Origin of the sequence: Hoeflea marina (genome assembly GCF_003182275.1) — a bacterium.
Classification (GTDB): domain Bacteria; phylum Pseudomonadota; class Alphaproteobacteria; order Rhizobiales; family Rhizobiaceae; genus Hoeflea; species Hoeflea marina.
This window is the reverse complement of the sequence record NZ_QGTR01000007.1, coordinates 1-21,410: the sequence shown is the minus strand read 5'-3', so window position 1 is coordinate 21,410 and position 21,410 is coordinate 1. Positions and strand designations below refer to the sequence as shown.

Here is a 21,410-nt window from a genome sequence, read left to right as displayed (position 1 = left end):
CCAAGCCCGCGCCGATCATGACCGATCGGCGCGGGTTTTTCATGACGGCACAAGCGCGGCAGCCCACCCGGCCGCTTGTCAGGTGACCCCGCCATCGGCGATGATGGTGCGGCCGGTGACCCATCCCGCCTCCGTCGAGGCCAGGAAACCGACGATGCCGGCGATGTCGCCGGGCTGGCCGATGCGGGCGAGCGGCGTCATCGCGATGATCTGCTCGCCGCGCTCCTCGATGATCTTCGTCGTCATGTCGGTCTCGATCACGCCCGGCGCTACCGCGTTGACGGTGATGCCGCGGGGACCCAGTTCCTTGGCGAAGGCGTGCGTCAGGGTGACCACCGCCGCCTTGGAGGCGGAATAGACGGAGCTCGTGGGAATGGGGCGGTAGGCGAGCGCCGAGGCGAAATTGATGATGCGTCCGCCGGGCGATGGCAGATGCGGCAGCGCCGCCTCGGTCATCAGCACGGTTCCCATGACGTTGGTGTCGAGGATCGACCGGATGAAGGCCGCGTCCATCTTGCCGAGCGCGCGGTAATGCCCGAGGGCGGCGCAATTGACCAGGATGTCGAGCCCGCCAAACACCTCGACGGCGCGCGCCATCAGCGCGGTGACCGCCTCCGGGTCGGCCACGTCGGCCTGCACCGCGGTGCAGGCGCCGCTGTCACCCGCAAGCTCGACGGCGAGCCTGTCCGCCGCCTCGTGGTCGGAACGGTACGCGATGACGACCCGGCACCCGAGGGAGACGAGGTGGCGTGAGACAGCCGCACCGATCCCGCGCGATCCACCGGTGACCAGAGCCACCTTGCCTTGCAGGCCTGTGAGCGTCGTCATGCCGCCGCACCGGGCATCGGGTAGTCGTCGGCATTGAGCACCCATCCGGGCTTCTCGGAAAAGTCCACGCGCGGCGGCGAGAAGATGTCGATGAGCTGATTGCCGCTGTCCTCCATGGCCCGCGAGGTGTGGATCGCAGGAGGCGGGATGACCGCGATCGACGGCGAACCGCACAGTTCGTGGTCGTCGGCGCGCCAGGCGTTGAGATTAGGCGTCCACGGCCAGCGGATGTGATGGGTGAACGAGCCCGTGAGCGCCAGCGAGCACTGTTCGAAATCGTCATGATAGTGAGGCGACAGCTTGGTGATGTCGCGCGGTTTAGGCTCCGCGGGAAGGCAGTTGACCATGAAGGTGGTGCAACGGAAAATCCGGCCGAAGCGGCCCGGCTCGGCCGGCACGTCGAGCGAATAGCTGCGCACCCTGTGTCCGTCGCGCGGCTCCGGCCAGGCGACGAAAGGCGGGATGTTCGGATGCGGCTCGGAGTAGGCATCGGCATTGGCGCAGGCTGCCGAGAGATCGTCGGAGCGGGTGGTGAACATGCGCACCAGCCTGCCGCCGGCGGGCATCGTCACGGTGCTGTCGCCCGGCGGCACAAAGGCGATCGAGTACCCCGGAACGGTTTGAGTGCTGCCCTGCCAGCTGATCGTTGCCGACGCCTCCGGATCCTGCAGCAGCACGACATATTCATCGATCTGCGCGGTCCGCGAGAAGGTCGCGCCCGGCCTGGCCTCGCTGTAGGCGATGACGAAATTTTGTCCCCGCCCCAGCCAGGTCCTGCCGCTGGCGTCATCCAGTTGCGGCGCGCTCTCGTAGAATTTCAGGTATTCCGCAGCCGCGAATTCGCTGGCCGCAGGCCCCGCCTTGGCGGTCGCAAGTGACGCGCGCGGATCAGTGCTGTTGTACATTCCCACCTCCATGACAGGTTGGAACACATCCGACCTGTTCTTGTCTGCATAACATCGTTCCGTTTTTGACGATAGCCACGACAATGCCGTTGTCAAGATGGACGGCCCGCCGGACGGCATGTTTTGGGATCAGAGGGCGCCGTGGCCAAGTGCCCGGGAAACCCGCTGGGCGGCGGCCATGGTGCGCGCGCGCTGGTCTTCGGAGGGTGTTCCGGCGATGAACTGCACCATGTCGACGATGCCGACCGTGCCGCAGACGGCGCCGGTCGAATCGAAGATCGGCGCGGCCAGTGTGTTGAGCCCGATTCCGGTCTCGTTTGGCGCCGTGGCCCAGCCCTGGGCACGCACCTTGTCGAGTTCCGCGGCAAGCGCCTCCGGGCTGACGATGGTGTGTTGCGTGAAGACCTGGAGCTTGGACCGGAGCACGCGGGCGCGGAATTCCGCCGAGGAGAAGGCAAGCGCCGCCTTGCCCTGCGCGGAGCTGTGGAAGCTCAGCATGGAGCCGGAGCGGACGCCGATTTCGATGGCCGATCGGCCTGGAACCGTAGCCAGCACCCGCATGCCGTCCGGCGTGATCTGCGAAACGACCGCCGAGTGGCCCAGCGCATCGCGCAGTTCCAGCAGCGGGTCGGCTGCCACGTGGGCGAGATCGAGACTGTCGCTGACCGCACGCCCGAGCGCCACCAGCCGCGGGCCACAGGCGTATCGGTCGGAATCGACGGGCTGGACGATGTAGCCCTCCTGGACCAGCGTCTGCAGGTGGCGGTGGATGCGGCTCTTGGTGGTACCCAGCGCCTGTGCCAGGGTAGTCACGCCGACGGCGCGCTGCTCGCGGGCAAGATGTTCTATGATGCTCAGGGCCAGGTTGACGGCCTGCACGCCGTCTCCGCTCTTGCCTTCAATCCGCGGCATTGTCTTTCCCTTCGCCGATTGCCTCTTGGCGCGTCACGCCGCAGGAGGCGGGCAGCAGGACCGTAGCCTGCCCCGCCGCCTGTCGCCGGCAGCGTCGCAACGATCCTTCAACCAGGAAAAACATCGGAAACGCCAGAATTGCAAAATGCTGTTTCGTACAGCGATACATTAGAAAGATTTGAGTTGCATGTCAACGCAGCTCCGCTGCCACCAGGCCGCGCCTTCAGCCGGATCGGGTCCATGCCGCCTCCGGACCCAGGTCAAGCGGATGGATGTCGCTGCGCACCGGCGCCACGGGCAGCGCGGCCACCTCCATGAGCCGGGCCGCGAAGTCGGCCAGGTACTCGCTGCGGACCTCCGGCTCGACCCGCGGGGCCGCGTAGGCGACAAAGGCCTCGGAAACCTCATAGCCCATATATTCGAGGCCGAGCCGCCGCACCGGCATCAGCACGTCCTCGATCGGCCCATAGACGCCGTCGACGGAGAATCGCGCCGGCGTGCCGCCGGTGGTGACGGCAAAGACCGCCCGCCGGCCGCGGAACAGTCCGCTCTCGAAGCGGTATCCGTCGACATAGGCAAAGCCGTAGGCCAGCACCCGCTCGAACCATCCCTTGAGCATCGCCGGCGGCCCGCCCCACCAGAGCGGGAAGACAGGAACGAGAATGTCTGCGGCGGCGACCTTCTGCTGCTCGGCCGCGATGTCGGCGGAGAAGGCACCGAGGCGCGCAGCCCTCGCCTGCTCGGACTGGTAGTGAAAGCGGCCAGGATCGGCCGCGCCGACAAAATCATGGCGCCCGGCCACGGGGTTGAACCCGAGGGTATACAGGTCGCTCACCTGGACATCGTGCCCGGCGGTCTCGAGCGCCACGCGTCCGGCATCCACCAGCGCGTGGCAGAACGAGCCGGGCTCGGGATTGGCGAGGACGAAGAGGACTGTGCGGCGGCTCATCAGAAGCCGACCTGGTCGCCGCCCTTGAGGCCGAGGATGGCGCGCGCCTCGGCGGGCGTGGCGACCTCGAGGCCGGCTTCGTGCACCATGCGGACCGCCTTTTCCACCTGCTCGGCATTGCTGGTGGCAAGCTTGCCCGGGCCAGCCCAGATCGAGTCCTCGAGCCCGACGCGCATGTGTCCGCCCATCAGCATCGACTGCAGGCCGACGCTCATCTGGTTGCGTCCGGCCCCCAGCACCGACCACTGGTAAGTGTCCCCGAACAGCCGATCGGCGGTGCGCCGCATGTGCATGACATCCTCCGGATGCGCACCGATGCCGCCGAGAATGCCGAACACAGACTGGATAAAGATCGGCGCCTTGATCAGCCCGCGCTCGACGAAATGGGCGCAGGTGTAGAGATGGCCGATGTCATAGCATTCGATCTCGAAGCGGGTGCCGTTCTCAGCGCAGGTGGTGAGGATCTTCTCGATGTCGGCAAAGGTGTTGCGGAAGACGCGCGAGCGCGACCCCTCGAGATAGCTGTGCTCCCATTCGTGCTTCAGGTCGGGGAAACGGCCGAGCATCGGGAACAGACCGAAATTCATGCTGCCCATGTTGAGGGAGGCGACCTCGGGCTTGAACGCAGCCACCGGCGAGAGACGCTCCTCGATGGTCATCGTCGCCGCGCCGCCGGTGGTGATGTTGATCACGCAGTCGGAGCGCTGCTTGATGACGCGCAGGAACGGTTCGAAGGCTTCCGGCGACTGCACCGGCTCGCCATTGTCCGGATTGCGCGCGTGCAGGTGAACGATGGCGGCTCCGGCCTCAGCCGCGCCGACCGCGGCATCGGCAATCTCCTGCGCGGTGACGGGCAGATGCGGCGACATCGACGGCGTGTGGATCGAGCCCGTCACGGCACAGGTGATGATGACTTTGCGCGCTTGCCTGGTCATGGAAGTCTCCTCGAATGAAATTGGATCAGTGGCCCGCAAGCAATGCGGTGGGAATGAAGAGCGAGAATGCCGGCACCAGGGCGACGAGCGCCAGCACCACGAGGCAGATCCCGATCAGCGGAACCGCTTCCCGGATCACCGCCGACAGCGGCTGGCCCGACGTCGCCGACACGATGAACAGGAGGATCCCCACCGGTGGCGTGGCCAGCCCGATGACAACGTTGAGCACCGCCATGGTGCCGAACTGCACCGGGTCCATTCCGATAATGGCGGCGAGCTTGATCAGGATCGGCATCGTCAGGATGAGGATCGAGATCGGCTCGAGGAACATGCCAAGCAGCAGCAGGAAGACATTGAGCATCAGCAGGATGAGATACTTGTTCTCGGTGATCTCGAGCACCAGATTGGCGATCATCGTCGGCGCGCGCTCGAGCGTCAGCACGAAGGAGACGATGGAAGCCATCGAGGTAATGAACAGGATCGACGCGGTCACCAGGGCCGTGGCGATGAGCGATTCCCAGATCCGGGCGGGCGTCAGGTCCCGATAGATGAGGCCGATGACCAGGGCGTAGGCCACCGCCACCGCTGCGGCCTCCGTCGGGGTGAAAATGCCGCCCTTGATGCCGACCAGGATGATCAGCGGCAGGATCAGCGCCGGCAGGGTGCGTCGGGTGGCGGACATCCGCTCGCCCCAGGCGAGTTTCGGCGTGGTGGGAAAGCCGTCGCGGCGGGCACGCCAGGTGGCATAGATCAGCAGCCCGGCGCCGATGCCGATGCCGGGCGCCACGCCGGCCAGAAACAGCTGGCCGATGGAGGCGCCGGACAGCACGCCGTAGATGATCATGGTGATCGACGGCGGGATGATCGGCCCCATCACCGAACTCACCCCGACAAGCGCCGCGGCATAGGCCGGCGGCATGCCCTGCTTGCTCATGGTGGGAATGAGGATCGAGCCCAGCGCCGAGGCCTCGGCGGTGGCGCTGCCGGAGATGCCGGCGAAGAAGCCGGACGACAGCACCGTGACCGCCGACATTCCGCCCTGCCGGTGACCGACCATGGCGCGGGCGAAATGGACGATGCGGTCGGTGACTCCGCCGACATTCATCAGGTTGCCGGCCAGCAGAAACAGGGGAATGGTGAGCAGCACGAACTGGTCGACACCGGCCATCATGCGCTGCGGCAGGGCCAGCACCAGAGCCCCGTTGCCGGAGATGTAGAGATAGACGGTGCCGGCCACCCCGAGCACGAGCGCGATGGGAACGCCCGTGGCAACGAGCACGGCGAAGACTGCAAGAAAGCCGGCCATCAGGCGATTTCTCCGGAATCGGGGGGAGTTTTCGTGCTGTCGGGTTCACCCCGCCAGAGCCTTCCGGCCCGCAGCAGCAGGTCCACGAAGATATGAAGGAAGAGCAGCGCCGAGCCGACCGAGACCGACACATAGACCCAGCGGATCGAGATGTTCAGCGTTCCGCCGGCGATGCTCTCCCAGATGAAGTCCAGCGCCGGAATCGTCTGGTTGTCGAAGCGGGCGGCGTAGGTCCAGCCGGCCCAGGTCATCAGCGCAAGAAAGAAGAGGGTCGGCACCGACATGACGATGCGGGTGACACGGCGTGCCGTCAGGGACAAGGTCTCTGGCAGCATCTCGAGCGAAATGAACTCGCCCTTCTGATAGGACATGCCAAGCAGCAGGAAGGTCATCCAGATCAGAATGTAGCGGCACAGTTCCTCCGCCCAGATGAGCGACGAGTTGAACACGTAGCGCGCGGTCACCTGGGTGATCATGATGATGACGATCGTCGCCATCATGCTGCCTGCGGCAAACCGCATCGCCCGCTCATAGGCGCTGACGATTGCATATCCCAGGCCTGGCCTTGCCTCGCTCGCTTGCATGCTGTCTCTCCCTCGTCCACACGGGCCGTTCATGCGACACTGTCCCGCCGGGCCGGAGGGGCCCGACGGGACAGTGTCCGCCGTTCTCGATCTCAGGCGCGGGCGGCAGCCACGAACTCGGCGATCAGCGGCGATTTCTCGCTCCACTGGCCGACGATAGGGGATACCTTTTCCCTGACCTTGTCGAGGCCTTCGAGCGTGACGATCTCGACGCCCTTCTTCTTCAGTTCGTCGCGGCCGGTGAGATCCTGCTCCTTGGCATAGGCCAGCGTGGCGACGACCGACTCCCGGCCCGCCTCGCGCATGGCGCCCTGCATGTCGGCGTCGAGCGAATCGAAGACGCTCTTGGCAATGGCCGTCGTCGAATGCCATGGATAGTGGCCGGTCAGCGTGAAGTGCTTGCCAACTTCCCAGAGGTTCTCGCCGAGCATCGAGGAGACGTTGATCTCGACGGCGTCGATGACCTTGGTTTCAAGCGCGCCGTAGACTTCGCCGTAGGGAAGACCCACGGGCGAGACACCGACGGCTTCCCAGATCGCCTTGTGCAGCGGCACGGGAACGATGCGGGTCTTGAGCCCCACGAACTGGTCGATGCTGGTCACCGGGCTGGCGACCGACAGGAAGTGGCGCTGGCCGATGTCGGCGGTGGCAAGGCCGATGAGGCCGGCGGGCTCCAGATCGTCATGGATCTTCTGGGCGATCTCGGTCTTGGAGATCTCGGCAAAATGGTCGTAGTCGCGGATCAGGAACGGCAGCTGGTAGGCGTCGAGCGCCGGCCGGCCGGTGACCAGCGGAAACTGCACGCCGCTGGCGTTGCAGATGTCGAGCGTTCCGGCCATCACCGATTCGAGGTTCTGCTTGTCGTCGCCGAGCTGACGGTTCGGAAAGATCTGGATGTCGAAGGCGCCCGGAACGAGCTTCTCGAGCGCCTCGGCGAAGCTGGTGGCGATCTTGTGACCCGGATGGATCTCGTTGGCCGCGTGCGCGAAGCGAAGCGTCCGGGTGGCGGCACGCGCCACCCACGGCATTGAAAGCGCCACGCCTGCGGCGAGACCGGTCTTGAGCATATTACGACGTGTGAACATTGGTTTTCCTCCCTTTTCAGTGCAACATGGATTGGTCTTTCCGCACCGGCTAGCTGATGTCGAGCAGCCAGGCGGCATTGTCTCCGATCATCTTCCGGATATCGGCCTTGGAGATCTGCAGGTCGAGCAGCAGCGCGACGATCTGGCGGAAGCCCTCGATCGGACGCGGCGAGCCCTGCAGGCCGAGATCGGAGGAGAGCACAGTGCGGTCCGCGCCGGCGATCTCGATGTAGTGGGCGAGATCCTGCGGCGTGAATTCGAGGGCCTTGCCCTCGATGAACATGCAGATGGAATGTTCCAGATAGGCGCCCAGCCGGACCAGTTCGCGCATGTCGTCATCGGTGCATCCGACCACATAGGTGGGATGGTTGACCAGCATGCGCTTGACGCCGCGCCTGCCTGCCTCCTCGAACACCTGGATGAGCTCGGATGCGGGCAGATGGCCACCGGCAAGAATCATGTCGGCTTCAGCGACAAGATCGAGCACCATCTTGGTGTCGTCGGTGATATTCCCGTTGGCGTCCAGCGCACTGAGCGGAATCGGCGGCAGCATACGCCTGGCGGTTTTCGGGAAATTCTTGGCGGCACCCTCCGTCTGGGCGATGTGATTGGCCGCCGAAAGCGTCGGCAGCCAGACGATCTTGGCGCCGATGTTGGCGGCGTGATTGACCGCATGCGGATTGATGCCGCCCGAGGCGTTGTTAAGCGCGACGCCCGAATACAGCCGCACGCCGGTCTCCGGAAACAGCTTCTCCAGCATCACCGCATGGGCGACGCCAAGATAGAAGTGATCCTTGTAGAGCACCGCACGGAAACCGGCGCCGGCCGCATCCATCAGCGCCTCGTGGTGATCGAGAATCCGCGGCATCGCCGCCGGTCCGCTGTGGCAATGCAGGTCGATGGCGCCGACCAGCAGCTCGGCCACTTCCGTTTTGCGCGTCTCAGATAGCGTGTTCATTGAGCAATCCTTCCTGCCGCCGCTCCGCAGCGCATCGGCGTGTGATCAGCGCCGCGGTCCTGCCGCGGCATTCGGATGATGCGACATTGGCGCATGGAGTCGGCGCGGCCGTGCTGCCGCGTCGGGCCCCGCAGCGCCCGTCAGGCATCGGCCTTCTCCAGCGACTGCGCCACCCGCTCGGAAAAATCGGCCAGCGTCTTGATTGCCGCCTGACGCATCAGGCCCTGGTCGGAGGAGAGGATGAATGCGGACGCGCCCTTGGCCGTGAGCTCGGCGGCATCGTCAAGCGACCCGGCCAGGATGCAGACCGGCTTTCCGGCCTTGCGGGCGGCGGCCAGAATGGTGTCGGTGGCCTCGCGCACGGCAGGCGATCCGCCGTCCCACTGCCGGTAGGCAATCGTCAGATCGCCACGGCCGATGAAGACGCCATCAATTCCGTCGACGGCGAGGATCTGGTCGACCAGGTCGATGGCGTGCGGATCCTCGATCATGGCGATGACAGTGACGCCGTTGTCCTGCTCGGACACATGCCCGGCGAAGCCCGCCCTGCCGAAGCCGCCAGCGCGCGTGGTGTTGGAAAAACCGCGGGTACCGGTGGCATAGCGGCAGGCATCGACGACCGCCTTTGCCTTGGCCACGCTGTCGACATGCGGGACGAGCACGCCTGTCGCGCCGCCATCAAGCACCGGAAGGATGTGGCAGGCCTCCGAACCGCGGACCCTGACGATTCCCGCCACCCCGGATGCCCTGCACGCCAGCAGCATCTGGTCGGTGGTTTCCGGATTGAAGGGGGCATGTTCCTCGTCGATGACGACGAAATCGAAGCCCACCGAGCCCATGATCTCGCTGGCATGCGTGGTCGGGGTCTTCAGGAACGTGCCGAAAAGCGGCTCTCCGTTTCTGAAGCGCGACCTGAAAGTGCTGAAGTCCGATCCGTTCACGCGTCCTCCTATGTTCCGCTGTGCAGAACAATCTTCTTGTAAGCGATACATTGCGGGTTTTTTGAAAGCTGTCAATAGGCAGCATCCGGCATGACCGGCGGCGGGGCCGCAGCGCGGAGTCGGGGAGGAATGGCAGGACAAGACAGTCGGACAGCCCCGGTGCGCGGGCATCTGGACGGCGGCTTGACATGGGGCGCCGACGCTGTGCAACGCCGCCCCGTCTCGCCTTCAGGCACGATCGTCCGGGCTGAACCGGCGGTTGGGTCAGTCGCGGTCGAAGATCGTCATGAACCGGGCGCGCGAACGCTCGATGTGCTCGCGCATCGCCTCTTCGGCGCCATCGGGGTCGCGGCGCCTCATCGCGGCGAGGATGCGGGCGTGCTCCTCGTTGGCGTCCGTGGTCGCTCGGGCGTGGAAATACAGCCGGAACAGATGCACATGCACATGCAGCCGGGCAAGTGTTTCGTGCACCAGGGCATTGCCGGAGACGAGCGCGATCATGTCATGAAACGCACCGTCGCTGCGGGCGAATTCGCCATAGGCCAGACGCGCGTCCTCGTGGTTCTTCTCGTGCATGTCGCGGTCCACGGCCTCGAGCGAAGCGATGGTCTCGTCAGTGACGGCAATGGCTGCACGGCGCGCGGCGAAAGGCTCCAGCAGCAGTCGCAGCTCATAGAGCTGGTGCAGCCGGTCGCGGCCGATCTGGTCGGCGGCGCTGTAGCCGATCAGGTGGGTCTTGACCACCAGCCCCTGGGCCTCGAGCCGCGAGAGCGCCTCGCGGATCGGCGTCTGCGAGACCCCGAACTCGCGCACCAGGCTGTCGACCGAGATCCGCCCCCCCGGCGGGATCTTCAGCGACATCAACTGGGCATAGATGGCGCCGTAGACCTCCTCGCCGAGCCGCGTCGGCCGTCGCAGCAGCCCGCCCGCGGCTTCGGCCGCCCCTGTGATCTCTCTTGCCATCCGGCCTTCTCCCTTGACGCGGCATGCACTTGCCAGCATAGTCATCGCCAAATCGTATATCCGATCGGATTTTATTCTTGGCTGTCATCGACGTTTCTACTCTAGAAAAGCTGGCAAAGCGAGCGCTCGAACGCGCCGGCGTACCGCCGGACCACGCCGACACGCAGCTTGAACTCCTTGTCGAGGCCGATCTGCGGGGCGTGCCGTCGCACGGCCTGCTGAGGCTCGAGCGCATCGTCCGGCGAATCGGCAACGGCGTCACCGACCCGCGCGCCAGCGGCCGGCAGGACTGGCGCGGCGCGGCCTTCCTGGCCGTCGACGGCGAGACCGGCCTCGGTCCCGTGGTCGCCAATGCAGCGCTGGAGACGCTGATGGCAAGGGCCGAGGACAGCGGCACGGCGGTCGCGGCCATCACCAATTCCAACCACATCGGCATGCTCGGCTGGTACGCCGAGCGCGTCGCCGCGCGTGGTTTCACCGTGATCGCGCTGTCGACCAGCGAGGCGCTCGTGCACCCCTGGGGCGCGCGACGGGCGATGATCGGCACCAATCCGGTCGCCATCGGCATTCCGACTGGCGGCGAGCCCTTCATGATGGACACCGCCACCAGCGTCGTCTCGATGGGTGAGATCCACGATCACGCGCACCGCAAGGCAGCCATTCCGACGCACTGGGCGCTCGATGCCGATGGCAATCCAACCACCGACGCGGAAGCGGCCAAGTCCGGCGCCATCGCGCCTTTTGGCGGCGCCAAGGGCTACGCGCTCGGGCTTGCCTTCGAGCTCATGGTCAGCAGCCTCACGGGCGCGGCCATCGGCCGGCAGGTGCACGGCACGCTCGACGACACCGAGATCTGCAACAAGGGCGACGTCTTCATCGTCATCAAGGGACCGCGCCGCGACCTGCAGGCCTATCTCAGCGAGATCCGCGCCATGGAACCGGCCGCCGGCTTCGGCGGCGTGATGATCCCGGGCGAGCGCGGGCGGACCTGCCGCGCCGAGCGGCTCCGCGACGGCGTGCCGCTCGCCGACGAAGTCTGGGAAACCGTCCAGCGCCTTGCCGGCGTCAAGGCAGCCGCATAACTTCACATCGGGAGGACATCATTTGTCGTTGTTTGGAACACTGCGCACCCCGCGCAATCTCGTCTTCGGAACCGGCCAGCGCGATGCGCTCGCAGGCTACGCCGCATCACTCGGACGTCGCGCCCTGATCGTCACCGACGAGCGGCTGGGCGCCGACCCGGAATTTCTCCGGCTGGTGGAAGCGGTGCGGCAGGCAGGCGTCGAGGCCCGCGTCTTTGACGGCACCATCGCCGAACTGCCGATCGAGTGCATCGCCGCCGCCGTGCAGGCGGGCAAGGCGATGGACGCCGATCTGGTCATCGGCATCGGCGGCGGCAGCTGTCTCGATGCCGCCAAGGTCGCAGCCCTGCTGCTTGCCCATGGCGGCCGGATCCAGGACTATTACGGCGAGTTCAAGGTTCCCGGCCCCGTGCTGCCGCTCATCCTGATGCCCACCACCTCGGGCACCGGCTCGGAGGTCACCCCGGTGGCGGTCGTCACCGATCCGGACCGGGCGGTGAAGGTCGGCATCGCCAGCCCGCACCTCATCTGCCACACCGCCATCTGCGATCCGGAACTGACCTGGTCCTGCCCGCGCGGCCTGACCGCGGTCTCGGGCGCCGATGCGCTGACCCATGCCATCGAGGCGTACACCACCATTCGGCGCCAGCCCACCGGCACGATCGTCCACGACCATGTCTTCCTCGGCAAGAACGCGCTCAGCGATCATTATGCCCTGCTTGCCATCGGCCACATCGCCGCCAGCCTCAAGCGGGCCTGCGACAACGGTGGCGACAGCGAGGCGCGCGAACGCATGATGCTCGGCGCCACCGCGGCCGGCCTCGCCTTCGGCACCGCCGGCACCGCCGCCGCGCATGCCATTCAATATCCGATCGGCGCGCTCACCCACACGCCGCATGGCGCAGGCGTGGCTGTCATGATGCCCTATGTGATGGAGTTCAACCGCTCGCATTGCGAGACGGAGCTTGCCGAGATCGGCCAGGCCATGGGCCTCGACGGAGCCGGGCGGACGATCACCGAGCAGGCGGGCGACACGATCGACGCGGTCGAGCAGCTTTTCGCCGCCATCGGCATCCCGAAGACCATCGCCGATCTGGGCGTCGTGTCCTCGCAACTGCCGCAGATTGCCGAGCAGGCCATGGGCGCGGCACGGCTGATCAAGAACAATCCCCGCCCCATCGAACTCGACACCATGGCGACCCTGGTGGCAGCCGCCTTCAGCGGCGACCGCGCCAGCCTTCGCCCCTCCCGGACAGACCGAAAGGCCAACTGACATGACCATCAAACCGACATTCGCCTCGCAGATAAGCTTCGACATCGGCTCGCTGCCGACCGATCTCCATATCGGCGGCCAGTGGGTCGAGGGCTCGACCGGAAAGCGCATCGACGTCATCGACCCCTCAACCGGCGCCGTCATCACCTCGGTGGCCGACGCCGGTATCGATGACGCCATGGCGGCCGTCGCGGCCGCGCACCGCGCAGGCCCGGCCTGGGCCGCGACCGCGCCGCGGAAGCGCTCGGAAATCCTGCGCCGCTGCTTCGAACTGATGATCGAGCGCAAGGACATGCTGGCCGAACTCATCAGTCTGGAAAACGGCAAGGCGCTGAGCGATGCGCAAGGCGAGGTCGCCTACGCGGCCGAGTTCTTCCGCTGGTTCTCCGAGGAGGCGGTGCGGCTCAACGGCGAGATCGCCACGGCGCCGTCGGGCGCCAACCGGATCGTCGTCCAGCAGCAGCCCATCGGTGTCGCCGTGCTGGTGACGCCATGGAACTTCCCGGCTGCCATGGCCACGCGCAAGATCGGCCCGGCGCTCGCCGCCGGGTGCACCTGCGTGCTCAAGCCCGCCACCGAGACGCCGCTGACGGCCTATGCGCTGGCGGCCCTCTATGCCGAGGCCGGGGTTCCGGACGGAGTCGTCAACGTCATCACCACCAGCCGATCCGGTGCTGCCGTGAGCGCCATGCTGCATGATCCGCGGGTGCGCAAACTCTCGTTCACCGGCTCGACAGAGGTCGGCCGCAAGCTGCTGCACGAAGCCGCCGACACCGTGATCTCCTGCTCGATGGAGCTTGGCGGCAATGCGCCCTTCATCGTCTTCGACGACGCCGATCTCGACGCGGCCATCGAAGGCGCGATGATTGCCAAGATGCGCAATGGCGGCGAGGCCTGCACGGCGGCCAACCGCTTCTATGTGCAGGAGGGGATCGCCGAGGCCTTTTCAGTGAAACTCTCCGAGCGCATGGGCGCCATGAAGGTGGGCCCCGGCTATGACAGGGCGACGCAGTGCGGACCGCTGATCAACCGGGACGCCGTCGAGCGCGTCTCCGGGCTGGTCGATGAAGCCGTGAGCCGCGGCGCCACGTTGCGCACCGGCGGCAGGCAGCAGTCGGGCGACGGCTTCTACTTCCCGCCCACCGTCATCAGCAATGTCGCGGCCGATGCCGCCATCACCCGCGAGGAGATTTTCGGGCCGATCGCTGCCATTACCACGTTCGGCACCGAGGACGAGGTCATCGCGGCCGCCAACGACACGGAATACGGCCTGATCGCCTATGTCTACACCCGAGATCTCGGGCGTGGCTTCCGCGTCTCGGAGCGGCTGGAAAGCGGCATGATCGGACTCAACCGGGGCTTGGCGTCAGACCCAGCAGCCCCCTTCGGCGGCGTCAAGCAGTCCGGCCTCGGCCGCGAGGGCGCCCATCACGGCATTCTCGAATTCTGCGAGACCAAGTACATCGCGGTCAACTGGTAGCACCCTACCCGCGCGATCGCGACCCGGTCGCGGTCGCGCGGGATTGCTTCCAGCCCGATGACGTCGGGATGAATGGAAAGGGCATGGGCGGCATGATCGGCTTGATGAAGCCGGGATATGGGCCGGAACGCAAGAAGCCGCTTCCGAACGGGAGACTCTGTGCGTTTGTCCGGCGCGATCTGGTGACGGTCAGGATGGAACCCGCGAACCGGCGCCGCGCCCGGGTAGGGCCTACCCGCAGGGTGATCGCCGTGGAGATCGGGCCGTAGCTTCAGGTTTCGCGTTGACCGCAGCGGTGCCGTCGAGGAGGTGGCCAAGGTCCTCCCGGCAATGATCGAAGCCGCGTTCCCACCTCATTCGGCATGTCTCAACGCCTCTTCCGCGTAGATCCTCCTGAGCTTGCGGACGGTCTCTCCCGGTGTGCCAGTCCCGATTCGCCGGCCGTCAATTTGCACGATCGGCAGGAAATAGGACATCGCTGCGGTGGCAAAAGCCTCGGAAGCGGCATAGGCCTCCTCCAGCGCAAAGCCTCGCTCACTGACCTGATACCCCTCTTCCCGAGCGAGCCGGATCAAGGCCGCCCTGGTGACGCCGGGCAAGATGCCGGCGTCGGCGGGATGCGTGATGATCTCGCGTCCGACCACGATGCCCGCATTGTGCGATGTCCCCTCCGTCACGATGCCATTGTCCACATACCAGACATCGTTGACCCCCGACCTCTTGGCGATCAGCTTGGCCATGGAGGTGTAGATGAGTTGCACGCTCTTGATGTCGCAGCGGCCCCAGCGAAGATCGGGAACGGACATGATCTTCAGGCCGGTGTGCATGGACAGCGGAGTCATGAACCCCGGGATTGATCTTGAGAACAGCACGACCGTCGGCGAAGGATCCACTTCAGGTCGTGCGATGTCGCGCTCACCTGTGGAACCCCTGCTGACCTGGACATAAACCAGGCCTTCGGCGAGGCTGTTTCTCGCCACGACTGCTCTGTGAAGCTCTCTCCAGGCATCCAGCGAATGCGGATCGGGAATCTCAAGTGCCTCCAGCGACTGATGCAGGCGGTTCATATGGCAGGTCAGGTCGACAAGCTTGCCGCCCACCACTGCAGTCACCTCGTACACCGCGTCGGCCATCAGGAAACCTCGGTCGAAGACGGAAATCGTCGCCTCGCCCGCCGGCACAAAGGCGCCGTTCACGTAAACCTGCCGATTGTCTTGACCTGGGTCTGCCAGCATGAACGTCTGTCCTTCAGAACGCATGGAGGAAGAGAGCAAGGCCCGCGGCTGCGTAAACCAGGCCGAACGCGCCTTCGAACCAGCGGTACATGCGCTTGTAGAAGCCCACCACACCCTTGATCGAGAACAGAATGGCATAGGCGAAGAAGACGGTCGCACTCTGCAGACCGAGAAAGAGCACCGCGAGCAACAGCGTGCCGACGTCTGTACCGGGAGGCGTGAAGACCGAATAGACCGATCCGAATGACAAGATGACCTTCGGATTGGTGAGGTGAATGGCAATGCCTTGCAGATAGGCGGCCTTCAGCGATCGTCTGCCTCGCACATCACGCCCGGCAGCCACCTCTGCGAAAACCGACCGGGCGGCCTTGAAGGCCAGATAGAGGAGATAGCTGGCGCCGACATAGCGCATCAGCTCGAACGTCCATGGACTGGCCGCCATGATCGCAGCCAGTCCAAAAGCCGCCCCGCAGGACCACAGGACTGATCCCGTCAGGATGCCGCTCGCCGTCGCCAGCCCGAACGGCCTGCCGTTCTGCATGGAGGCGTTGGCGATTGTCATGGTCCCGGGTCCGGGGCTGATTGTCGCAACCAGCGTCACACCCATGAGCGCAAGGAAATTGATCGAAATGTCCGCCTCCTGTTGCTGTCTGTCCGCCGGCTGCTGGTAAGTGTCTTGTCGAACCGGCGGCCGTCGTCACGGCGCATCGGCTCCACTTTGAAACATCATGGGAGAAACATGCCGGAAAAGACCTTGCATACCGGCCCCGTCAACCACAGGCTGTCATGACACCAATCGACTTCCAGTTCGCCTCCATCCACCAGCAGCTTGGTCCTGTGATCCGTCAGTCCACGATGATAGGCACAGACAGCTGCCGCACAGGCACCAGATCCGCAGGCAAGGGTAACCCCTGTCCCGCGCTCCCATACCCGCATCCTCAGCACATTCTCCGAGACAAGGCTGACGAATTCGACATTGGTTCTGGCGGGAAACAAGCCGTCGTTTTCCATCAACGGGCCGAGTTCCTCCACTCTGGCGCAGTCGGCATCCTCAACGAAGAAGACGCAATGGGGATTGCCGATGCTGACCGCATCCGGCTGACCGGCAATCGGCAAGGCGCGCGCATCGAGGGGCCGGGCCAACGGAATCTCCTCCCAGCCGAACAGCGGCGCGCCCATATCCACCCAGATCTGGTCCTCGCGCCTTTCTGCCGATAGAATGCCGCGCGGTGTCTGGATCTTCAGCCCGGCACGCGAAGCGTCCTCTTCGAATAGCAGCGAGGCCACACATCTGGTGGCATTGCCACAAGCCTCCGCCAGGCTGCCGTCCGCATTCCAGAAGCGCAGTCGAAGATCGACGCCGGTAGCGTCAGAGTCCAGAAGCTCGGCCAACTGGTCGAATCCCACGCCGCGTCGCCGATCGCCCATCAACACGACGAGTTCGCGTTGAACGTCATGCACGCAACCGCGGCTGTCGATCACCACGAAGTCGTTGCCGGCCCCGTGCATCTTGATGAACGGTACGCCGCTCGACCGGGAAAGGGCCGCAGGCCGGGTGTTTTGGTTCAAGCGTCCGCCTCCCGGCCAGCTTCCTCGCCGAGCGCCACTTCGCCGGATCCATGTTTGTTCAGGACATGCGCAAGCCGGTCATAACCAAGCCCGAAGCAAGCGCTATGGGGCGGTTGTCCCTGCGGATCCCGAATCGAACATGCGTTGGTAAACGAGCGTAAGTGGAGGTTGACGGATCCGATGGCCAGCCCGTCGATGACGAACTCCGTCTTCAGCCTCTCCGCTTTCTGGATCTTGTGCTTGTAATCATCAGGATTGAAGAAGGGATCGCTTGCCACATCCAGCGACGGTGCCAATCCGAACCGTTCCAGAAGACCGCTGACGCGAAGCTTCACGTCGTCTATCCAGGCTCTTATGAGCTCGAGATCCGGATTGAAGGCAATATATTCGCGCATGAGGAATGCGGACTGCCGCTCGCCGATCCTGATGTAGTCCTCACGGCGGTAGCACTGGTTCTTGTGGGTAAAGATGCGTCCTTGCGTCACCGTCTGGCCGCTCAGGTGCGAGAACACCGGATAGCAGCATGTGGGCGAAAGCAGGTAGCCGGAGTCTTCGTGCAGACCGTTCGTGACCCGAAAAGCATGCTGCGGGAACGACTTCATGTAATTGGCGGCAAGAACGAACTCCTCCGAGAGCAGAGGCGACAGCCGAACGGCCGTGGCATTGCGAAAGCACGCCAGCTTGGACAGTTCGCTATCGAAAAGCGCTTCCTGCGCCGGCGTCACGCAGAATGAGTGCTGCCCGATCATCTAGGAAGCGCCCAGATTGAATGATTCGTTCATGGCCCTGACGGAACGGATCGTATCAAGCACGAGATCCTCGAGTTCGACCCTGACGCCTGTCTTTTCCGCAATGAAGGCCAGAAGAGACATAATCGAGAAGCTGTCGATGATGCCAGTCTCGATCAGGTCCGTGGCTTCATCGAAATGCATGTTCGGAACGGCGGAATTTCCTGCAATGTAAGCCAGCATGTCCTGTGAAAAAGTCGTTGATTTCATCCGACTGCCCCCTTGTCAGTTGATCGTTCCGGTCGTGGCATGGCGGTAGAGCATGGAGCGCTCCTTGGCGAAGGAGATCAGGGACTGCTCCTCGTTCCGATCGAAGCGCTCGGCAAAGAAGTCGGGCAGAGACGTCGGGCGATACATGTTCCTGAAGAAGAAACGTGCCGTGCCTTGTGCCTTGCAATGCAGGATGCCTCGGCACACGTCGGCCGCGTCCTTGTCCTTGCCCCAGTCAAAGACATTGGAAAAATAGAAGCCGTCGATTTCATCGAGCCCCATCATAAGATGCTGCAACGGCTTGTTCTCGACCGTCAGCTTGTCGATGTTGCGCCGCGTGACATCATAGTGTTCCGCCGACATATAGGGCGGCACGCCGCGGGGTTCGTCGAAGACGAATGTGCCGAACATCAGTTGCGAGAAGAAGTAGTTGCCCCGCAACGGACGCGTTTCGATCTCGTGCTCGAAGCGTTCGATGAAGAAGTCAGAAAACATGGTCTCTTCCCGTCCGGTAAACCAGAAGCCGGGATAGAACGGAACATGGGAGGTCCTGCTGAACATGAGGCGGAGAGCCAGCAGCCAGCTCTCCGTCCTGACGCTTCGGGCATAAAGTGCCCTTTGCTCATTCACGTCATCACAGCCAAGCAGTTCCTGCAAAGCGCCCGGAGAACATACGTTCAATCGGAGATTATCGCCGATGAAGCGATAGAAGCGTTCGGTCATTCCGGAATAGTTGATGCCCTTGATAATTCTGCCGGGATGCCTGTTCCAGAACGCTGCCGCATAACTCGGGAGGTCGGCGACAAGACGTCGATAGACTTCCATGCGATCGATCCGGTCCCCTTCCCCCACAAAGGACAGGTAGTCTTCCCGGCAGAGCGCCCGGATGGCAGCCTTCTTCAGGTCAATCAGTGCGCATTGCGCCGGATTTGCATCCACCGCGTACAGGCGCTCCACATCGTCCACAAGCAGGGAGAACGCCGTGCATCCGCCAGAACCGATGGCAACGATCCGCCTGCTCGGGTGGGTGGAGAGCAGGTCTTTCTCGACCCACGAATCCTCCTTGATCTGCGAAAAATATATCTCGGTCAAAAGAACCCCCTGCAGGCAGCTCAGCAAACCAATTTTGTAATGGCGATATATACAATAAATGGTATTCTGACAAACATCAATCGTATCCAATCCAATATTCATCTTGACGTATGGAATAGATAAATCGGCTCAGATAGATGCGATCTACGATAGGAGGAGCACGCGGTGAGGAACAAGGTAATCTATATTAACGACTTTCACGAAGGGTGCCTCGTGCTCGACAATCCGGTATTCCGGGCTGATTATCCGGTGCGTCTGTCGCGCCAAATCCTCGGCGCCACGGCGCTGGACACCGAACGCCCCTATCACCTGGAGTCCAAGCGAATCTGGCGGAGCGCCTTCAGCAGGACCAATGTCGAGCGAAAATACCGGGAGATCATCGAAACGTCGATGGTGGAGGGCTTCCGACTGGCTGAGGAGCGCAATGACCTCCTGCTGACCACCTCCTTCATTCCGAACAGGATCCTGCTGAGGCTTATGAACCTGCCGGACACCGATCCCCTGGTCCATCACCAGAACATCAAGGCGATCGTCACCTATTTCGAAGACGGCATCCACACGGAAGCCAGCAAGGCCGCCTTTGCCTATGCGCATGATCCCAAATTCGAACGGGCATGTGACATCTTCCGGGAATTGCCCTCTGCAAAGGATAGGATCAACGAGCTTTCGCTCCTTCTCATCGGCGCCGTGGAAACAACCGGCATAGCCATGAAGATCCTGTGCGGCGTTTGGCATAGCCGGCATCAGGAGCTTGAACGGCTCATTGCCGACCACGGGATGGATGGAGCAATCCTGCGGATCTTGATCGACGATGTTCCCCTCGGGCTGGCAACCCGCCATTGTTCGAAAGACATGAAGCTCGCGGACATCGAGATCAGCCGGGGCGACATCGTGCATGTCGACATCATGAAATCGCACCGAAACGAGAATGCCCGGGGTGAGTCATCCCGGCTGACGGCTGACAATCATCTAGTCTGGGGGCGTGGCAGGCACCGTTGTCCTGGAAGCAATCTCGCCAAGGCTGAGTTGAAGCTCTACCTGGAAAAACTGATGACCTTCGTGCCCGGAGATTTCACAATGGAATCGGCAGAGGGAGTGCAGCGGCCGGTAACCTTCCGCCACACGACCTGCACGTCGATCTCAAGATGCCCTGTTCATCGGGAGAAGATCTCGTCCTAGCCGTTTTCGCCTCTGAGGCTCTTCCTGCCTGCAAAGGCGGCAAACGTGTCCCTGTTCTTCATTCTCAAATAGATGTTGTTCTCGAGCAGCGATGAAAATCGGGCGCCGGGCCCGCTTTCGTACTGGTGTCCCGGATAGACGAGAACGTCTCCGTCTATGCAAGCCTTGAGACGCTGGATGGATTCCCACATATCGTGGACAGACCCCTCCTCCGAAGAACAGTCGCCGCATCCCTCAATGAAGAGGGTATCGCCGGTGAACAAGGCCTGATCGGTCAGATAACATATCGAACCGGACGTATGGCCGGGAGTCATTATCGCTTTGACCCGCAAGCTGCCGAGGCGGTATTCGGCCGCGTTCTGAACATCCAGAAAGGACGAGGCGGCCAAACCAATTCTTTCGGCCTCACTCCGCGACATCAGCACAGGGACAGACCGTTCGCCGATGCATCCGGTCAACGCGCTGACATGGTCGCTATGCGAATGGGTCACAAGGATGCCGCGGAGCGTTAGCCCGAGCGAATGACAGGCGGCAGTGATCGCCGGCTCGTCCCACGCAGGATCGACGATGACTGCATGCCTCGTCCGCACATCGTAAACGATGTAGACCAGATTCTGAAAATGGGCCGGCCCCAGCCGGAGGATCGAGATGGCGTACACGGTTCGGCTCTTTGAGATGTCCAAAGGGCGATCGTCTGCGAAATAGAACGAAGGCGGCAATGCGTGATACTCGCGCAACGGGAAAACCTGTCAAGACAGATCGAACTGACTGAGAAGCCGTCGCCTGCGTGCCGGTGGATACCGATCGACCAACTCCTGCTCCGCGACCAATTCACGGCACGGCTTACGGCCACGCGCGCGCCCCAAGACGGAGGAACGGTATCGCGCCATTCAGGAGGCTGGGGAGGGCGGCAGGCTGACGGGAAGGCCTTGGGATCGCAGGCTGATTGGCGACATCGCAGCAGTTGTCTGCATGCGGCGTTCCGGGCGTGCTTTGGCGCCTGAACGCAAAAACCGCCCCCGGTTTGCGGGAGCGGTTTTGGATTGATTTGGTTGCGGGGGCAGGATTTGAACCTGCGACCTTCAGGTTATGAGCCTGACGAGCTACCGGGCTGCTCCACCCCGCGACAAGCCAGG

General features: G+C 63.7%; 22 protein-coding genes and 1 tRNA gene. 4 read left to right on the top strand and 19 right to left on the bottom strand.

The window, feature by feature from the left end; translation table 11 throughout:
• Positions 1 to 78: 78 nt before the first annotated feature.
• From DFR52_RS21770 to DFR52_RS21720, 11 genes are all read right to left on the bottom strand, one after another.
• Positions 79 to 828 (bottom strand): SDR family NAD(P)-dependent oxidoreductase, encoded by a 750-nt coding sequence (locus tag DFR52_RS21770; RefSeq protein ID WP_110034173.1) that lies wholly within the window; start codon positions 826 to 828, stop codon positions 79 to 81.
• Positions 825 to 1,733: a cupin domain-containing protein gene (locus tag DFR52_RS21765; protein ID WP_110034171.1), complete on the bottom strand. Its 909-nt coding sequence runs from the start codon at positions 1,731 to 1,733 to the stop codon at positions 825 to 827. Before DFR52_RS21765 ends, DFR52_RS21770 begins: the two co-directional genes overlap by 4 nt.
• A 129-nt stretch (positions 1,734 to 1,862) precedes the next feature.
• A complete protein-coding gene (locus DFR52_RS21760) occupies positions 1,863 to 2,645 on the bottom strand; it encodes an IclR family transcriptional regulator (RefSeq protein WP_110034170.1) in 783 nt (260 codons plus the stop codon).
• A 223-nt stretch (positions 2,646 to 2,868) separates the two neighbouring features.
• Entirely contained in the window at positions 2,869 to 3,594 is a 726-nt protein-coding gene (locus DFR52_RS21755; RefSeq protein WP_110034169.1) for an NAD(P)H-dependent oxidoreductase, read from the bottom strand.
• Complete coding sequence (gene kce / locus DFR52_RS21750; protein WP_110034167.1) at positions 3,594 to 4,529, bottom strand: 3,5-dioxohexanoate:acetyl-CoA acetone transferase; 936 nt, start codon at positions 4,527 to 4,529, stop codon at positions 3,594 to 3,596. Before kce ends, DFR52_RS21755 begins: the two co-directional genes overlap by 1 nt.
• Before the next feature lie 25 nt (positions 4,530 to 4,554).
• Positions 4,555 to 5,835 carry a TRAP transporter large permease gene (locus tag DFR52_RS21745; protein ID WP_110034166.1) on the bottom strand — a complete coding sequence of 427 codons (1,281 nt, stop codon included), beginning with the start codon at positions 5,833 to 5,835 and terminating at the stop codon, positions 4,555 to 4,557.
• A complete protein-coding gene (locus DFR52_RS21740; RefSeq protein WP_158285020.1) occupies positions 5,835 to 6,419 on the bottom strand; it encodes a TRAP transporter small permease in 585 nt (194 codons plus the stop codon). The genes DFR52_RS21745 and DFR52_RS21740 overlap by 1 nt, the downstream gene beginning before the upstream one ends.
• Positions 6,420 to 6,511: 92 nt before the next feature.
• Positions 6,512 to 7,504: a TRAP transporter substrate-binding protein gene (locus DFR52_RS21735; protein WP_158285019.1), complete on the bottom strand. Its 993-nt coding sequence runs from the start codon at positions 7,502 to 7,504 to the stop codon at positions 6,512 to 6,514.
• A 49-nt stretch (positions 7,505 to 7,553) separates the two neighbouring features.
• Positions 7,554 to 8,462, bottom strand: coding sequence for a DUF6282 family protein (locus DFR52_RS21730; protein WP_110034162.1), 909 nt, complete (start codon positions 8,460 to 8,462; stop codon positions 7,554 to 7,556).
• Between the two features lie 140 nt (positions 8,463 to 8,602).
• Entirely contained in the window at positions 8,603 to 9,403 is an 801-nt protein-coding gene (locus DFR52_RS21725; RefSeq protein WP_245415447.1) for an HpcH/HpaI aldolase family protein, read from the bottom strand.
• 264 nt (positions 9,404 to 9,667) lie between these two features.
• A complete protein-coding gene (locus DFR52_RS21720) occupies positions 9,668 to 10,366 on the bottom strand; it encodes a GntR family transcriptional regulator (protein WP_110034160.1) in 699 nt (232 codons plus the stop codon).
• 77 nt (positions 10,367 to 10,443) lie between these two features.
• On the opposite strand from DFR52_RS21720, the gene DFR52_RS21715 reads away from it, so the two are divergent.
• From DFR52_RS21715 to DFR52_RS21705, 3 genes are read left to right on the top strand one after another with little or no spacing between them, the layout of a single operon-like run.
• Positions 10,444 to 11,448 (top strand): Ldh family oxidoreductase, encoded by a 1,005-nt coding sequence (locus DFR52_RS21715; protein WP_245415446.1) that lies wholly within the window; start codon positions 10,444 to 10,446, stop codon positions 11,446 to 11,448.
• A gap of 22 nt (positions 11,449 to 11,470) precedes the next feature.
• On the top strand, positions 11,471 to 12,721 hold the full coding sequence (locus DFR52_RS21710; RefSeq protein WP_110034159.1) for an iron-containing alcohol dehydrogenase: 1,251 nt from the start codon (positions 11,471 to 11,473) through the stop codon (positions 12,719 to 12,721).
• 1 nt (position 12,722) lies between these two features.
• The gene (locus DFR52_RS21705; protein ID WP_110034157.1) at positions 12,723 to 14,201 is read left to right on the top strand and encodes an NAD-dependent succinate-semialdehyde dehydrogenase; all 1,479 of its coding nucleotides are present in this window, start codon (positions 12,723 to 12,725) and stop codon (positions 14,199 to 14,201) included.
• 353 nt (positions 14,202 to 14,554) lie between these two features.
• Here the strand turns inward: DFR52_RS21705 and DFR52_RS21695 are convergent, their stop codons facing one another.
• The 6 genes from DFR52_RS21695 to DFR52_RS21670 form a co-directional block, all read right to left on the bottom strand.
• Positions 14,555 to 15,436 (bottom strand): aminotransferase class IV, encoded by an 882-nt coding sequence (locus tag DFR52_RS21695; protein ID WP_110034154.1) that lies wholly within the window; start codon positions 15,434 to 15,436, stop codon positions 14,555 to 14,557.
• Positions 15,437 to 15,449: 13 nt separating this feature from the next.
• Positions 15,450 to 16,043, bottom strand: coding sequence for a LysE family translocator (locus DFR52_RS21690; RefSeq protein WP_110034153.1), 594 nt, complete (start codon positions 16,041 to 16,043; stop codon positions 15,450 to 15,452).
• A gap of 119 nt (positions 16,044 to 16,162) precedes the next feature.
• Positions 16,163 to 17,005: a diaminopimelate epimerase gene (gene dapF / locus DFR52_RS21685; RefSeq protein WP_210205894.1), complete on the bottom strand. Its 843-nt coding sequence runs from the start codon at positions 17,003 to 17,005 to the stop codon at positions 16,163 to 16,165.
• Positions 17,002 to 17,754 carry a class-II aminoacyl-tRNA synthetase family protein gene (locus tag DFR52_RS21680; protein ID WP_110034152.1) on the bottom strand — a complete coding sequence of 251 codons (753 nt, stop codon included), beginning with the start codon at positions 17,752 to 17,754 and terminating at the stop codon, positions 17,002 to 17,004. The genes dapF and DFR52_RS21680 overlap by 4 nt, the downstream gene beginning before the upstream one ends.
• Positions 17,755 to 18,003, bottom strand: coding sequence for an acyl carrier protein (locus DFR52_RS21675; protein ID WP_110034150.1), 249 nt, complete (start codon positions 18,001 to 18,003; stop codon positions 17,755 to 17,757).
• A gap of 15 nt (positions 18,004 to 18,018) precedes the next feature.
• Positions 18,019 to 19,095: a DUF3419 family protein gene (locus DFR52_RS21670; protein ID WP_158285018.1), complete on the bottom strand. Its 1,077-nt coding sequence runs from the start codon at positions 19,093 to 19,095 to the stop codon at positions 18,019 to 18,021.
• 165 nt (positions 19,096 to 19,260) lie between these two features.
• Here DFR52_RS21670 and DFR52_RS21665 point away from each other — a divergent pair, with 165 nt between their 5' ends.
• Positions 19,261 to 20,274, top strand: a complete 1,014-nt coding sequence (locus DFR52_RS21665; RefSeq protein ID WP_146215652.1) for a cytochrome P450 family protein — start codon at positions 19,261 to 19,263, stop codon at positions 20,272 to 20,274.
• Here DFR52_RS21665 and DFR52_RS21660 read toward each other — a convergent pair.
• Together DFR52_RS21660 and DFR52_RS21655 are read right to left on the bottom strand one after the other, a co-directional pair.
• Entirely contained in the window at positions 20,271 to 20,933 is a 663-nt protein-coding gene (locus tag DFR52_RS21660) for an MBL fold metallo-hydrolase (protein WP_158285017.1), read from the bottom strand. The genes DFR52_RS21665 and DFR52_RS21660 overlap by 4 nt on opposite strands.
• Before the next feature lie 390 nt (positions 20,934 to 21,323).
• Positions 21,324 to 21,400 (bottom strand) — tRNA-Met (locus DFR52_RS21655).
• Positions 21,401 to 21,410 lie beyond the last annotated feature (10 nt).